This window comes from Arthrobacter sp. SAFR-044 (genome assembly GCF_059414985.1).
In genome coordinates, this window is record NZ_JBPFDN010000013.1 from 94,974 (window position 1) to 110,292 (window position 15,319).

Sequence of the window (15,319 nt, forward strand, 5' to 3'; positions counted from 1 at the left end):
TGCATTCTTCTGCAGGCCTGGTTTAGAACTACTTAACATGGATATGGACCCGCGCCGGCTGCTCGTGCTTCTCGCTGTTGCCCGGACGGGAGGCGTGCTGGCCGCCGCCGATGAACTGCGCCTGACGCCCTCCGCGGTGTCCCAGCAAATCACCAAGCTGGAGCGGGAAACCGGGCACGCGCTGATGGTCCGCACGCCAAAGGGTTCTGTGCTGACGCCCGCAGGCCTCGCAATGGCAGAAGCGGGCGAAGAAATTGAACGCGCCCTCAGCGTCGCCCGGACCCGGATGGAGAGTGGGGCCAATATTTCAGGCGTGGTGCGGCTCGGCGGCTTCACCAGCTTTGTCCGCACCGTGGTGATTCCCCGTCTGCCCGAGTGGCGGAGCCAGTATCCGCAGCTTCAGATCCGCATCGTGGAGGATGATTTTCCCGCGCTGATGCGGCTGCTCCGGCAACGCCAGCTCGACGCCGTCGTGGTGGAACATGACTCCACCACCGCCGGCCCGCTTTCACTCGGGGCAGGAATGATCGAGGAACCACTGCTGGATGAACCGTGGAGGTTGGCGGTGCCGACCGGAGCACTGCTTAGCACTGAGAGCGTGGACCTAGCCCGGCTGCCCCTTCCCTGGCTCGGGGTGGACTCCGCAGCCGCCAACTCAGCAGTGCTGGGGCGGCTGCGCCATTCGACGGGCGCCAGCATGGAGACTGCGCACCAGTACCAGGAGACCCTGACGGCGCTCGCCCTCGTCGCTGCCGGCGAAGGGGTTGCCATCCTGCCCACCCTGGCCCTGGCCGGAGTGGCGCATGAAGGGGTGGACATCCTTGACGTTCCCGGGCTGGGGACGCGGCGCATCGTCCTGCGTCGGTTCGACGGGCGCCGGCGTTCCAGCACCCCGGTGGACACTGTTGCGCGGCTCCTGCGCGAATCAGCGGCGGCGTTCGACACGCGGTCGGCATCCTGACTCGCCCTGGTGGGCAGTCTGCTGTGCCGTTGACCACCTGCAAGGGCATGAGTACTGTGGGCGCACAATCCGTCCGCGGCGCCGGCAGGCTGCCGATGGCTGTGGCGGCCGGTGGCCCGGGCGCGCCGGCAAAAGGAGGCAGGTGTCGTTCTTCCAGCTTTCGCTGATTGCCGCCGTCGCGCTCCTCGGGCCCCTGCTGGCGTTTCCCCGGACCTGGCACCTTCCCATGGTGCTTGGGCAACTGCTCGCAGGCATTGCAATCGGTCGCACCGGACTGGGGCTGGTGGATTCCTCGGACCCGACGTTCACGTTCGTTGCCGACGTCGGATTCGCACTCATCATGTTCGTCGCCGGAACGCACGTGCCGGTGCGGGACAAGGCCATCCGCGCCGCCCTGGGCGGTGGCGCCCTGCGGGCCGCCATCGCAGCGGTCCTCGCGGCCGCCGTCGGAATCGCCTTCGCCTTCGCCTTCCGCACCGGACACGCACCGCTCTACATTGTGCTGCTCGCCTCCTCTTCGGCGGCCCTTGTCCTGCCCATCGTCCACTCCCTGCAGCTGACGGGACCAAAGGTCCTCACGACGATGGCGCAGGTGGCGGTGGCGGACATCGCCTGCATCGTGGCGCTTCCGCTAGCCGTGGACCCACCCAACGCGCCGAGGGCAGCGACGGGGGCCGCCGCCGTCGCAGCCTGCTCCGTGGTGCTCTTCTTCGTGCTGCGCTGGCTGGAGCGCAGCGGCACCCGCGGGCGGGTGCACGACGTGTCCGAGGAGCGGAAGTTTGCCCTGGAACTGCGGATCCAGCTTGCCCTGCTCTTCGCATTGTCCGGGCTTGCCGTCGCAGGCCACGTGTCCGTCATGCTTGCCGGATTCTCCTTCGGACTCGTGGTGGCGGCGGTGGGTGAACCCCGGCGCCTGGCGCACCAGCTCTTCGCGGTCAGCGACGGTTTCCTGGGGCCGGTGTTCTTCGTGTGGCTGGGCGCATTGCTGGACCTGCGCGCGCTCGCCGGCACGCCGGGCATGGTGCTCCTCGGGGTCTGCCTCGGAGCGGGCACCCTGCTGGTCCACGGCAGCCTGCGCCTGCTGGGCCAGCCGCTGCCGCTCGCCGTGCTGTCCGCATCCCAACTGGGCGTGCCCGTGGCCGCTGCCACCATCGGCTCCCAACTGGATCTGCTGGAACCGGGGGAAGCCTCGGCGTTGATCCTGGGCGCCCTCATCACTATCGGGGCAAGTGCCGCAGCCGGTTCACGGGCTGCCCGCTCCTTCGCCCGGAACGCCCCGGCCCCGGCAAAATAGCCGGTCTACCCCCGGGAGTGGGTCCACACCCCGGAGCTTGCCTGCGCCTGGAAGCCCAGATTGCGGGACACGGCACGGGCGGCGGCCCGGACCGCCGGGGCAAGGACATTGGGCGGCGTGGCGCCGTCCGGAACCACGATGGACAGCGAGGCCACCACGGCGCCCTGCGCATCGAAGATGGGCGAGGCCACGGACACCGTACGGGACGGGACGGTCCTGCGGATCATGGCGATGCCGGTCCGCCGCACATCGGACAGGGTCCGGCGCAGCTGGCCTTCAGGCATTTCGGGCACGCCGGGCTCGTTTTCCGGCGGGCGCTTCAGGATGGTCTCCTGGAACTGCTGGTCTGCCCCGGCGAGCAGCACCAGGCCGATGGCCGTCGACCTCAGCGGGGCACGGCCGCCCACCCGGTACGCCACCTCGGTGGCGTCCTTCCCGGACAGCCGTTCGATCAGCACCGCCTCCTCGTTGTCCCGCACCGCCAGCAGCACGTGGTGCCGGGTGACCTCGAACAGGTCCTCCAGGTAGGGAAGCGCGATCTCCCGCACGCCGTGCCCGCGCGGAGACAGGGAGGCCACCTCCCACAGCCGGACCCCGACCACGTACCGGCCGTCGTCGAGCCTTTCCAACGCGCCCCACGCCACCAGCCGGGCTATCAGCCGCAGCGCCGTGGGGGCGGGCATGTCCGCGTGGCGGGCCAGCTCGGAGAGGGTCAGGGCCCGGCGCCGGTCGGAAAAGACGGCGAGCAGGCTCAGCGCGCGGTCGATGACCGGTTCGCCCTGTTTGGGCCGCTTTCCGCGGGCAGGCGGGACATCCGTATCCGGAGTGGCAGTCATGGCAGTGGTTCCTAGCGCCGTTGGCAGATCCTGTGGCCCACGGGCAAAGCGGTGAGCTGAACCACAATACTATTCCAACCATTGAAAGCTCCCTGTGGAGGGGAAGTCACGGAACGCGAAGCTGGAACTCCCAGCACCCCCACCCCAGGAGTCCCTCCGCATGACCGCCCCCACCCGGCTTCGGGCCGAACACCTGGCTGAGGCGATGGGCCTGACCATCCGGGAACCCCGGCTCAGCTGGACGCCGCCCGCCGGCACCACCAGCCAGACGGCCTACCGGATCTCCGCCAGCAACGGCTGGGACACCGGCCGGCAGGAATCAGCCGCATGCGCCGTCCCGTACACCGGCCCCGCGCTGGACTCCCGCAGCCGGTTCGAGTGGCGCGTCCGCACCTGGAACACCGCCGGGAACGGCACCGAAACGGCAACCGGCTGGTCCCAGCCGATGCCGCTGGAACTGGGCCTCCTGCACGCCAGCGACTGGACAGCGCAGTGGATCGGCGCCGACGAGCCGGAGATCCCGGCGCCGGGAGAACGCCCCGGCTACGCCTTCACCAAAACCTTCACGCTCGACGCAGCCCCGCACAAAGCCCGAGCCTACGCCACCGCCCACGGCATCTACGAGCTCTTCATCAACGGCCGCCGCGTGGGCGACCAGCAGCTCACCCCCGGCTCCACAAGCTACAACACCACGCTCCAGGTCCAGGCCCACGACGTCACGGCCCTGCTCGGCCAAGGACCCAACACCGTCCGCGCCGTCCTCACCGACGGCTGGTACCGCGGCACCTTCGGGTACACACGCTACGCCGACATGTACGGAACCCGGACGGCGTTCCTTGCGCAGCTCGAGGTGGAGTCAGGGAGCGGCACTCAGGTCATCGGCACCGACGGCTCCTGGCTGGTGTCCGCAACGGAGATCACCAGCGCGGACCTCATGGCGGGCCAGCGGGTTGACTTCCGGGCGCACGACGGCGGGAGCCCACCGCCCGCAGGCATGGCACCGGGCGTGCGTCCCGCCGTCGTCCGTCCGGGCAGCTTCGCTCAGCTGGCCGGCCCCTTGGCCCCTCCCACCCGCGTGACGCGGGAACTGGCGCCGGTGTCCATCGCCCGCCTGCCCAACGGCCACCAGGTGGTGGACTTCGGCCAGAACATCCACGGCTGGGTCCGGCTGACCACGCTTGGGGCCCCGGGCGAAGCCGTCACCCTGGAATACGGCGAGGCGCTTGGCCCGGACGGCGACGTCACCCGGGACCACCTCCGTCCGCTCGACTTCCGGACGCCGGGCGCCTTCCGCGACGCCGGCCAGGTGGACACCGTCATCTCCTCCGGCGCCGCGGGTGAGGTCTTTGAGCCCCGGTACACCACCCACGGGTTCCAGTACGTCTCCGTCCAGGGCCTCGCCACGGACCTGCAGCCGGAGGACATCACCGCCTGCCTGGTCCGGACGGACCTGGAACGCATCGGCACCTTCAGCTGCAGCGACGAGCGGCTGAACAAGCTCCATGGGATCGTGGAGTGGAGCTTCCTGGGCAACTCCTGCGAGGTCCCCACCGACTGCCCCCAGCGCGAAAAAGCCGGCTGGACCGGGGACTGGCAGCTGTTCGTCCCCACCGCCGCGTACCTGTACGACGTCACCGGCTTCTCCCGGAAGTGGCTCCGGGACGTGCGGGCCGACCAGTGGGACAACGGCGTCATCGCCAACATTTCGCCGTCGCCCGGACCGGAGGTCACCTCGGCCGAATTCATGGGCTTCACCAACGGCTCGTCCGGCTGGGGCGACGCGATCGTGATGGTGCCGTGGGAGATCTATCTCGCGACCGGGGAAGCCGCCATCCTCGCCGAAAACTGGGAGGCGATGCAGCGCTGGCTGGGCTTCGTCCGCACCACCGCGGAAACCCGGCGGCACGCAGCCCGCGCAGCTGCCAGCCCTGTCCCTGCCTGCCACGAAAAGTACCTGTGGGACACCGGCTTCCACTTTGGCGAATGGATGGAGCCGGACGGCCCCGAACCGGACCTCTTCGCCGCCCGCATGGCAGATAACGGCATTGTGGCCACGGCCTACTACCGCCACACCACGGACCTGATGGCGCGGATTGCCGGGGTGCTGGGTCTGTCCGTGGAAGCGGCCGCACTGGCGGAACTCTCGGCGAACATCCGCGAGGCGTGGGAAACGGAATACCTGGACGCCGCCGGGCACCTCACCCAGGCCAGCCAGGCCAACTGTGTCCGCGCCCTGGCCTTTGACCTGGTCAGCCCGGAACGCCGCGCCACCGTCACCGCCCAGCTCGTGGAACTGATCCGCGACGCCGGCACGCACCTCGGCACAGGCTTCCTGGCCACGCCCTACCTGCTGCCGGTCCTGGCGGACAACGGCGAACTGGACCTGGCCTACGAACTGCTGATGCAGGACTCGGAGCCGTCCTGGCTGGCCATGGTGGACCGTGGCGCCACAACGGTCTGGGAACTGTGGAACGGCATCGACGCGGACGGCGTCCCGCACCAGTCGCTCAACCACTACAGCAAGGGCGCGGTGGTGTCCTTCCTGCACCGCTGCACAGCCGGGCTTCGCCAGGCGCCCGGCAGCGCGGGCTGGGAACGGATCGTCATCGAACCGCGCCCCGGCGCCGGCCTCACCTCCGCCGCCACCTCGCACGTGGGGCCGCGCGGCCTGATCGAGGTGGCGTGGGCAATTTCAGCGGGGACTGCGTCTGAGGCGGCAGCGCCTGAGGACATAGCGGACGACGGCGTGCTGACGCTCACCGCCACGATCCCCGCCGGCACCACCGCCGAGGTGCTGCTGCCCGGAAGCCTTATGTTGCCTGCGGCGGCGGCGGCCGTCGTCGGACCCGGACACCATACTTTCCTTGCCGCCGCCGGCGGGGACAGCACCCAACCTGACCTGATGAGGAGCACACTATGACAGTGGACCGCGCTACCGACGTACTTGACGCTTCCCGCGATGCTTCCCGCCCCGGAGGGCGCACCGTTCCGCCGTTCCCGGTCTATGACGCCCCCGGCACGCCGGAGCTGGCAGGCGACGTTTCCCTGGTGCACCGCGAAGTGACGTACGCGCGGGCCATCGGCTTCCGCCCGCTGAAGCTGGACATCTGGCTGCCCCGCGAGGCCGCCGGACCGACGCCCCTGGTGCTCTGGGTGCACGGCGGCGCGTTCCAGCTGGGCGACCGCCGCGAACTGCCGCCCACCTTCGCGCCCAACTCTGTTTTCCGGATGCTCAACGAGTCCGGCATCGCCTGCGCCACCGCCGACTACCGGCATTCGCTGGAGGCCCCGTTCCCCGCGCAGCTTCACGACCTCAAATCCGCCGTCCGGTACCTCCGCGAATTCGCCGCCGAGCTCAACATCGATCCGGAACGGTTCGGTGCCTGGGGCGAATCCGCTGGCGGCCACCTGGTAGCGCTCCTCGGACTCACCGGCAGCCGCCCGGACCTGGAGGGCGGCCTCGGCGCGCAGGGGCACCCAAGCCGCGTCAGCGCCGTCGTCGACTTTTACGGCGTCTCCTCCCTGGCGGACATCCCGCCCATGCAGCGGCCGGCCGGGCTGTTCCCCGCCGCGCTGACCGCTGCCGTGCCGCCGGGCATGTCCCTGCAACCCGAACATATGCTGGTGGGCGGCTCGGACGACCGTGACCTGCTGGCCGCTGCCAGCCCCGTCAGCTACGTCACCCCCGACGCCGCACCGTTCCTCCTGGTCCACGGCGACAGTGACGGACTGGTCCCGCACTCGCAGACTGAACTCCTGGCCGCCGCGCTCGCGGAGGCCGGCGTCGAGCATGACGTGGTGACCATCGAGGGCGGCGACCACTGTTTCTTCGGCGCGGAGGACCAGATGGACACCATCCTGGCAGCCGCCGTCGATTACTTCTCACGGAAGCTGGGCACGCCATGACACCCACCAAACCCGCCGCCTCCGCGCCGGCGGCCGGCCCGGAGAACGACGCCCAGGCGCCCGACGCGGGGTTCGCGGAGTACCTGGCCAGGCCGGAAGGCCCGCAGTTCCTCAACCCGGACGCCGTGCGTTCGCCCGGGCCCGATGTTCCCATCCGCACGGTGACGGCGGATGGCCGGCACGGGCCGGTGGCCATCCGGATCTACGGGGAGGCCGCCGCTGCCGGCAGCCCTGCCCTGGTGTGGCTGCACGGCGGCGGCTTCGTCAGCGGGAGCGTGGACATCCCCGAATCGGATTACCTGGCACGGGTGCTCGCGGCCCAGGGGACGCCGGTGCTGTCCGTGGACTACCGCCTGGCGCGCAATGGCGTGTCCTTTCCCATTCCGCATGATGACGCCCTGGCCGGATGGTTCTGGGCGCGGAAGAACGCCGAATCACTGCGCCTGGATCCGGACCTGCTCTACCTGGGCGGGGCCGGTGCCGGCGGCAACCTCGCCGTGGGCGCCGCGCTCTACCTGATCGACGCCGGCAAGCCACTGCCCGCGAAACTCCTGCTGGCCTATCCCTTCCTGGACGCCGAACTCCCGCCACCCGCCGGGGGACTGGACGAAGAGGTCATGGCCGGGCTGCCGCGGCACCTGCGGTTCACGCTGGAGGACTGCATCCGGACGGCGGAGAACTACGTGGGCGGTCCGGTCAGCATGGCACCGTCCTACGCCATGCCCGGCTACGCGGACCCTGCCGGACTTCCGCCCACCGCTTTGCTTGCCTGCGAGTACGACGACGCCCGCGGCTCAACCGAGCAGTTTGCCTCGGCATTGGAGCGGGCAGGGGTTCCGGTGTCCTACTTCCTTGCCGAGGGCGCAGTCCACGGCCACCTCAACCACACCGCCGGGCTGCCGGAAGGACAGGCGGCCCTGGACTTCCTGGCGGGCGAGCTGGCGGCGGTGCGCAGGGCTTAGGCGCCGGAGGCCTTGATGCCTCCGGCGCCTGGTGCTCCCTGGACGCGAGAGCGGCCGGGCAGTCAGGGCTTCCCTGGCGTCTCTTCGGCCGCGTGGCTGCTGGACCAGATATCGCCCATCTCCTCGGTGGACTGCTCCACGATCCTGCTCATGGCCGCGAGCGCGGCACCTGGGTCGCGGTGCTGGATGGCGCTGGCCACATCAACGTGCAACTGCAGAGCCTCGTGGTCCGGCAGGTGCGGCATCAGGCCGTGCTGGGTCCGTCCCGCCAGCACCTCCGCCACCAGGTTGTGCAACTGGGAAAACATCAGGTTGCCGGAGGCATTGAGGACGCCTGCATGGAATTCAATGTCCAGCCGGAGGAACTCATTCTGGTCTCCCCGCTGCCCCGCCGCCCAGAGCCGCGCGGCCATCGAGACAAGGTCGCTGGCCTCGTCCAGTGACGCACGTTCAGCGGCCAGGCGGGCGGCCTGCGGCTCAATGGCCCCGCGGAGTTCGTTCAGGGCCCGCAGCTGCTCCAGCCGCTTGGCGGATGCCAGCCGCCACCGGATTACCTGGGGGTCGTAGAGGTTCCAGCTGGCCTCGGGCTGCACCACGGTGCCGAGGCGCCGGCGGGACTCGAGCATCCCCATGGAGGACAGGACGCGGGTGGCCTCACGGATGACGGAGCGGGACACCTTGTGCTGCGCCTCGAGCTCGTCCAGGCGCAGGATCGAATTCGGCGCCAGGGTTCCCTCGGCAATGGCGAGCCCCAGGTTCTCGACCAGCGAGGAATGCAGGTCGGGGGACAACGCCGCCTTTGGGATGGTCATGAATAAATCATATGGGGACATGGCAAGGTCTTGTATATGTCTGCCTTATTTGTTTATGCTCGCTAAACAGAGCAGACGTAAAGAGGCGTGTGCAACCCGGCCCGGCTAAGTCCGCGGCCTTGAACAAAGGGAGTCGTAATGAAGCGGCGTTCAATTGTGAAGTACGCGGCAGTGGCCGCGGCGATGTCGCTGGGGCTGACGGCCTGCAGCGGCGGCGGAGGCGGCAGCGACCAGGCGAAGGAGGCCGGTACCGTCCGGGTCACCCTTGCCAACCACGTCTGGACCGAAGGCATCAAGGCCGCCATCCCGGAATTCGAGAAGTCCAGCGGACTCAAGGTGGAGCTGACCCAGCTGGGCGAGGACCAGCTCTCCGACCAGTACAACGTCAAGCTCAACGCAGGCAGCGACGAAGTCGACGTCATGATGTACCGCCCGCTGCAGGAAGGCAAAGCCTTCGCCAAGAACGGCTACCTGGCGGACCTCACCAGCAAGGTGTCCTCCGACTCCAGCTGGGACTGGAAGGACTACCAGGAAGGCCCCGTCAAGGCCACCACTGCCGACGGCAAGGTGGTTGGCGTGCCGATCATCACCGAACGCGAAGTCCTCTACTACCGCAAGGACCTGCTGCAGGCCGCAGGGCTCCAGGTCCCCAAGACCATGGAAGAGCTTGAAGCCGCAGCCAAGGCCATCAAGGCTTCTTCGCCTGACACTGCAGGCTTCGTTGCCCGCACCGGCAAGTCCACGGCCGTCACGCAGTTCTCCAGCTTCCTGTACAGCTTCGGCGGTGACTTCATCGACTCCAGCGGCAAGGCCTCCATCAACACTGACGCCGCAAAGAAGGCCTACGCCTACTACGGCGGCCTGATCCGCAACTACGGGCCGGCCAACGTCAGCACCGACATGAGCTGGCCGGAAGCCATGGCCATCTTCACCCAGGGCGGCGCCGCCTTCTACACCGAGGCTGATTCCCTCTACAAGAACGCCACGGACCCGGCAAAGTCCAAGGTCGCGGACAAGGTAGGTTTTGCGGCGCTCCCCGCCGGCCCCGCCGGAAGCAAGCCCTACAACATCCCCTCCTGGGCCCTGGGCGTCAACCAGAACTCGAGCAACCAGGACAACGCCTGGAAGTTCATCCAGTGGGCCACCAGCAAGGAACGCACCCTGGAAGCCCAGAAGGCGGGCGTCCCCGGACCCCGTGCCTCTGTCTGGTCCAACCCGGAAGGAACCTCCACTTACCCGAAGGACCTTGCTGACGCCATTGCCGCCAGCGCCAAGAACGGCGTCGGACACGACCGTCCCGAAGTGATCACGGTCGGCAAGGCCCGTGAAATCGTGGGCGGGCCCATTGTTGCCAGCATCACCGGCGCGGACACTGCCGCCGCGGCCAACGAGGCCCAGACTGCTTTCCAGACCTTCCTGGACAGCGAAAAGAAGTAGCGCCCGCGGCGCACGCCTGCCGCACCAGCCCGCCGGGACGGTCCCATCACCGTCCCGGCGCGGCCCATCTTCACCCCCAACTTTTTAGGTGAACCATGTCTGTTCTGAACCCTCCCCGCAGCGCCGGCACCCGCAATGCCAGCGGCCGTAAGGGCACCGGCCGGAGCTTCTCCGCCTGGGCCAACCGGCACCGCAAATGGCTGTTTGCAGCACCGGCGATGATCTTCGTCGGCGTCCTCATCGTCTTCCCGCTGGCCTGGACCCTCTACCTGAGCCTCACCGACTCCCAGGGCTCCGTCCGGGCAGCCACCGACTTCATCGGCCTCAAAAACTACCTCACCGTCCTGACGGACATGGAACGGTTCTGGCCTGCCGTGGGCCGCACGCTTGCCTTCACCGGCGTCGCGCTGGCCTTCGAAGTGGTCCTCGGCATGGGCATAGCGCTGCTCCTGTGGCGGCCCTTCCGGGGCGAAAAGTGGGTCCGGGTGGCAATCCTGTTGCCGCTGGTGGCCACTCCCGTGGCTGTCGGCATGATGTGGCGCCTCATCTTCGATCCCAACATCGGCTTCGCCAACCAGCTCCTGGGCGCGATCGGCATTCCGCCCCAGCCGTGGCTCTCCGGGCAGGACACCGCGCTGGGGACCACCATCTTCATGGACGTGTGGCAGTGGACCCCGATGGTGGTGCTGATCCTGCTCGCCGGACTGACCTCGCTGTCCGACGAGCCGGACGAGGCTGCCCGCGTGGACGGCGCGAACGCCTTCCAGCGGTTCTTCTACATCACTCTTCCCCTCATGATGCCCACCGTGATCGTGGCGATCCTCCTGCGGGGCATCGACGCCCTGAAGACCTTCGACATCCTGTACGCCACCAAGGGCAAGGGCGGCGGTTCGTTCCATGAGGTGGAGACGCTGAACGTGTACGCCTACGGGCTGAGCTTCGACTACAACCAGTACGGGCTCTCCTCCGCCGTCCTGATCCTGTTCTTCATGATCATCATCGGCATCATGTGGCTGCTGACCATGCGCAAGAAAGCGGTAAGCAAATGACCGTCGTGACAGACTCCAGCACTCCCGCCGCCGCCACGCCGGCCCCGCGGCGGCGCAAGCCGCTTGCCACCCGCGCCTACAAGGTGTTCCGGGTTGTGGCCCTGATCGTTGTGGTGCTGTTCCTGCTGGCTCCGCTGTTCTGGATGCTGCTCGCGTCCCTCAAGACCAACGTGGACATCTATGACACGGCCAAGGCAGTGGTGTTCTCGCCCACCTTCGAGAACTACGCCAACGTGCTCCAGCGCAACAACTACTTCGTGTTCATTTTCAACAGCTTCTGGGTGGCCTTTGTCTCCACGGCACTGTCGATCGTCCTCGGCGTCCCCGCGGCGTACGCGATGAGCCGCTTCACCATGCACCGCTCCGCGCTCGTGGTCCTGATGGCACGCGTCATTCCGGGTGTGTCACTCCTGGTGCCCTGGTACTACGTCTTCTCCAACCTGCGGATGGTGGGCAGCTTCGAAGTGCTGATCCTCAGCCACATGTTCGTCGCCCTGCCCCTGATCGTCTACATCATGATGAGCTACTTCGATTCACTGCCGTTGGAACTCGAGGAGTCGGCCGAGGTGGACGGGCTCACCCCCATTGGCGCGTTCCGCCGGATCACGCTGCCCCTGTCCGTGGCCGGCATCGCCACCGCCGGCATCCTGTCCTTCATCTTCTCGTGGAACAACTTCATGTTCGCCCTGGTGCTCTCCGGCTCCAAGACCAAGACCCTGCCGGTGGCCATCTTCGACTTCGTCTCCTACGCGAGCATCGACTGGGGCGGGCTGATGGCCGCCGCAACCGTTGTCACCATTCCCATCATGATCATTGCGCTCTTCACGCAGAAGTACATCGTCTCCGGCCTGACCGCCGGCGCCACCAAGGGCTAGGGCTTCAACACATGACACTCATCAGCAGGATTGAGACCTTCATCGTTGCCCCTCGCTGGCTCTTCGTCCGGGTCGAGACCGACAGCGGCATCGTGGGGTGGGGCGAGGCCACCTGCGAGGGCCGCAGCGAGACGGTTCGCACCGCCGTCGGGCAGCTCTCGGAACTGCTCATCGGCAGGGATGCCCTCCGGATCGAAGACCACTGGCAGGTGATGACCAAGGGCTCCTTCTACCGCGGCGGCCCCATCCTCGCCAGCGCCGTCTCCGGCCTGGACCAGGCCCTGTGGGACATCGCGGGCAAGCACTTCAACACCCCCGTGCACCAGCTCCTGGGGGGCCACGTCCGCGACCGGATCCGAATGTACGGCTGGGTGGGCGGCGACGAGCCGAACGAGGTGGCCGACCAGATCAGCGCCCAGCTCGAGGTGGGGCTCACCGCCGTCAAAATGAACGCCAGCGGCCGGATGAGCCCCGTCGCCTCGGTTGCCGAGATCGACGGCGTCATCCGCCGTGTTGCCGCTGCCCGCCAGGTCCTGGGCGACCACCGGGACGTCGCCGTCGATTTCCACGGCCGCTTCAGCCTGGCCAACGCCAGACGGGTGGCGCCGCTGCTGGAACCGTTCCGGCCCTTCTTCCTCGAAGAGCCGGTGGTCCCGGAGAACACCCACCTGCTCCGGGAGTTCACGTCCTCCACCACCACGCCGGTGTCCACGGGGGAGCGGCTCTACAACCGGCAGGAGTTCCTGCCGGCGCTGCAGGCAGGCATCGCGGTGGCCCAGCCGGACCTGTCGCACGCCGGCGGCATCACCGAGGTCCGCAAGATCGCCGCGCTGGCCGAGGTCTACGAAGTCCAGCTGGCGCCGCACTGCCCGCTGGGTCCCCTGGCGCCGCACTGCCCGCTGGGTCCCCTGGCGCTGGCAGCCTGCCTGCAGGTGGGCTTTGCCACGCCCAACTTCCTCATCCAGGAACAAAGCATCGGCATCCACTACAACCAGGGCGCCGAAGTCCTGGACTACGTGGTGGACAAGACGCCGTTCAAATTCGTGAACGGCCACATTGAGCGGCTCACCGGGCCCGGACTGGGCGTCGAAATCGACGAGGCAGTGGTACGGGCAGCGGACAAGCGCGGCCACGCCTGGCGCGGCCCGGTATGGCGCCACCCCGACGGATCCTTCGCAGAATGGTGAACCCCATGACATCCCACAATGCTGTTGCGTCAGCCAGCCTGCTGGACGGCATCCGGCAGGCACGACTCGTCGGCATCGTCCGCGGGAACGACGGCGGTGCTGCCGCCAAGGCCGCGCTCGCGGCGATGGAGGAGGGCTTCCGGTACGTGGAGATCGCCCTCACCACGCCCAACGCGCTGGACGCCATCCGCGAAGTCCGCGCGGCTGCCCCGCCGGGCTGCCTGGTGGGCGCCGGCACCGTCCTCAGCGAGGCCGACGTCGCACACGTCACCGCTGCCGGTGGCCAGTTCATCGTCACGCCCTCCCTGGCCCCCTCGATCAGTGAAGCGGCCAGCACCGGAATCCCCGTCCTGGCCGGGGCGCTGACGCCCAGCGAGGCCTATGAAGCGATGGAACGCGGCGCCACCGCCATCAAACTGTTCCCTGCCTCGATCGGCGGACCCGGTTATCTGAAGGCCGTCCGGGATCCCTTCCCGGACATCCCCTTCATCGCCGTCGGCGGGGTGGGCCTGAACGAAGCCGCCGGGTACTGGGAAGCCGGCGCCATCGCCGTCGGACTGGGCGGTCCGTTGTTCGGGACATCAGCCTCAGGTGGTGACCTCGAGGAGATGCGCGGCCGCGCCCGCAGCTTCCTTGGCCTCGCAGCCGAGTTCGCTGCCCGTACCGGGACCCCTTCGTGACTGTGGACCTGCTGACCTTCGGCGAGTCCATGGTCTCGCTCCGGTCCACCGGCCCGCTGGCTTCCGGCGGGACCCTGGCCATGCAGGTGGCCGGGGCGGAATCGAACGTTGCCATCGGTGTTGCACGCCTTGGCCACACGGCCGCCTGGGCCGGCTTGGTGGGAGCGGATCCGCACGGCGAGTTCATCCTGAAACAACTCCGGGGCGAAGGCATCCAGCTGCACCACAGCGTCCACCCGGACCGCAGCACCGGCGTGATGTTCCTGGAGCAGCGCACGGCCGACCTCAGCCGGGCCTTCTATTACCGCGCCGGTTCGGCGGGGGCCAGCATCTCGCGCGGGCACGTGGCGGCCGCGCTGGACTCCGGCGCCCGGATCCTGCACCTGACCGGCATCACGGCAGCGCTGAGCCCGGAAGCCCGGGACGCCGTGGAATACGCGGCCGAACGCGCCCCCCATGAAGGCATGGTGGTCAGCCTCGACGTGAACTACCGCAGCAAGCTCTGGTCCCGGGACCAGGCGCGTGCCGTGCTTGGCCCGCTGGCCCGGCATGCCGCCGTCGTCATAGCGTCCGACGACGAGCTCGACCTGATTGCCCCGCCGCACGAGGGGAACGGGGCGGCAGGGACTGTTGCAGACGAAGCGTCCGCAGCGGCACGGCTGCTCGACGCCGGGGTCAGGGAAGTGGTGGTGAAGCGTGGCGCAGCGGGCGCGGCGGTCTATACAGCCGAAGGGCGCCTGGAAGCACCAGCCCTCGCCGTGACCTGCGTGGACACCGTGGGAGCCGGGGACGCCTTCACCGCAGGCTACCTCTCCGCGCGGCTCGACGACGTCGATACCGCCGGCCGCCTGCACCACGGCATCCTTGCCGGCGCCTTCGCCGTCAGCACACGAGGTGACTGGGAAGGGCTGCCCCGGCCCGACGAACTGGCCCTGCTTGATGCCGCCCGGGGCAGCACCGTGCGCTGACTCCTGCCTTCACGTTCCAGACCTTCAGAAACCCGACCCGAAAGCCAGCCATGAAAATCATTGCCGCCGACGTCTTCGTCACCAGCCCTTCCCGGAACTTTGTGACCCTCCGGATTACTACCGAGGATGGTGTGACCGGGATTGGTGATGCCACGCTGAACGGCCGTGAGCTCGCGGTTGCCGCGTACTTGAAGGAGCACGTGGCGCAGTTGCTGATCGGGAAGGATCCGCACCGGATCGAGGACACGTGGCAGTTCCTGTACCGGTCCTCGTACTGGCGGCGGGGTCCGGTGACGATGGCGGCGATCGCTGCGGTGGACATGGCGTTGTGGGATATCAAGGGCAAGCTCGC

At 68.4% G+C, this 15,319-nt stretch carries 13 protein-coding genes and 1 pseudogene; 12 read left to right on the forward strand and 2 right to left on the reverse strand.

Annotation, left to right across the window (positions count from 1 at the left end; translation table 11 throughout):
• Window positions 1-37: 37 nt before the first annotated feature.
• Window positions 38-961, forward strand: coding sequence for a LysR family transcriptional regulator (locus tag ACR65J_RS17850; RefSeq protein ID WP_440171570.1), 924 nt, complete (start codon window positions 38-40; stop codon window positions 959-961).
• A gap of 142 nt (window positions 962-1,103) precedes the next feature.
• On the forward strand, window positions 1,104-2,255 hold the full coding sequence (locus tag ACR65J_RS17855) for a cation:proton antiporter (protein ID WP_440171572.1): 1,152 nt from the start codon (window positions 1,104-1,106) through the stop codon (window positions 2,253-2,255).
• 5 nt (window positions 2,256-2,260) lie between these two features.
• Here the strand turns inward: ACR65J_RS17855 and ACR65J_RS17860 are convergent, their stop codons facing one another.
• Window positions 2,261-3,091, reverse strand: coding sequence for an IclR family transcriptional regulator (locus ACR65J_RS17860; RefSeq protein ID WP_440171574.1), 831 nt, complete (start codon window positions 3,089-3,091; stop codon window positions 2,261-2,263).
• Between the two features lie 160 nt (window positions 3,092-3,251).
• Here ACR65J_RS17860 and ACR65J_RS17865 point away from each other — a divergent pair, with 160 nt between their 5' ends.
• The 3 genes from ACR65J_RS17865 to ACR65J_RS17875 are packed head-to-tail and all read left to right on the forward strand — an operon-like array spanning window position 3,252 to window position 7,959.
• Window positions 3,252-6,011: a family 78 glycoside hydrolase catalytic domain gene (locus tag ACR65J_RS17865; RefSeq protein WP_440171575.1), complete on the forward strand. Its 2,760-nt coding sequence runs from the start codon at window positions 3,252-3,254 to the stop codon at window positions 6,009-6,011.
• On the forward strand, window positions 6,008-6,997 hold the full coding sequence (locus tag ACR65J_RS17870) for an alpha/beta hydrolase fold domain-containing protein (RefSeq protein WP_440171576.1): 990 nt from the start codon (window positions 6,008-6,010) through the stop codon (window positions 6,995-6,997). The genes ACR65J_RS17865 and ACR65J_RS17870 overlap by 4 nt, the downstream gene beginning before the upstream one ends.
• Window positions 6,994-7,959, forward strand: coding sequence for an alpha/beta hydrolase (locus ACR65J_RS17875; protein ID WP_440171577.1), 966 nt, complete (start codon window positions 6,994-6,996; stop codon window positions 7,957-7,959). The genes ACR65J_RS17870 and ACR65J_RS17875 overlap by 4 nt, the downstream gene beginning before the upstream one ends.
• 62 nt (window positions 7,960-8,021) lie before the next feature.
• On the opposite strand, the gene ACR65J_RS17880 is transcribed toward ACR65J_RS17875, so the two are convergent.
• A complete protein-coding gene (locus ACR65J_RS17880) occupies window positions 8,022-8,771 on the reverse strand; it encodes a FadR/GntR family transcriptional regulator (protein WP_440171579.1) in 750 nt (249 codons plus the stop codon).
• Window positions 8,772-8,909: 138 nt separating this feature from the next.
• On the opposite strand from ACR65J_RS17880, the gene ACR65J_RS17885 reads away from it, so the two are divergent.
• The 7 genes and pseudogenes from ACR65J_RS17885 to ACR65J_RS17915 form a co-directional block, all read left to right on the forward strand.
• Window positions 8,910-10,208, forward strand: a complete 1,299-nt coding sequence (locus ACR65J_RS17885) for an ABC transporter substrate-binding protein (RefSeq protein ID WP_440171581.1) — start codon at window positions 8,910-8,912, stop codon at window positions 10,206-10,208.
• Window positions 10,209-10,303: 95 nt separating this feature from the next.
• Window positions 10,304-11,257, forward strand: a complete 954-nt coding sequence (locus ACR65J_RS17890) for a carbohydrate ABC transporter permease (protein ID WP_440171582.1) — start codon at window positions 10,304-10,306, stop codon at window positions 11,255-11,257.
• Window positions 11,254-12,132 carry a carbohydrate ABC transporter permease gene (locus tag ACR65J_RS17895; RefSeq protein ID WP_440171584.1) on the forward strand — a complete coding sequence of 293 codons (879 nt, stop codon included), beginning with the start codon at window positions 11,254-11,256 and terminating at the stop codon, window positions 12,130-12,132. Before ACR65J_RS17890 ends, ACR65J_RS17895 begins: the two co-directional genes overlap by 4 nt.
• Window positions 12,133-12,143: 11 nt before the next feature.
• Window positions 12,144-13,319, forward strand: a complete 1,176-nt coding sequence (dgoD, locus tag ACR65J_RS17900) for a galactonate dehydratase (RefSeq protein ID WP_440171586.1) — start codon at window positions 12,144-12,146, stop codon at window positions 13,317-13,319.
• Between the two features lie 5 nt (window positions 13,320-13,324).
• A complete protein-coding gene (locus tag ACR65J_RS17905) occupies window positions 13,325-13,999 on the forward strand; it encodes a bifunctional 4-hydroxy-2-oxoglutarate aldolase/2-dehydro-3-deoxy-phosphogluconate aldolase (protein ID WP_440171588.1) in 675 nt (224 codons plus the stop codon).
• Window positions 13,996-14,967, forward strand: coding sequence for a sugar kinase (locus ACR65J_RS17910; protein WP_440171590.1), 972 nt, complete (start codon window positions 13,996-13,998; stop codon window positions 14,965-14,967). Before ACR65J_RS17905 ends, ACR65J_RS17910 begins: the two co-directional genes overlap by 4 nt.
• A 50-nt stretch (window positions 14,968-15,017) precedes the next feature.
• A pseudogene (locus ACR65J_RS17915) lies at window positions 15,018-15,319 on the forward strand (bifunctional D-altronate/D-mannonate dehydratase); the annotation flags it as partial.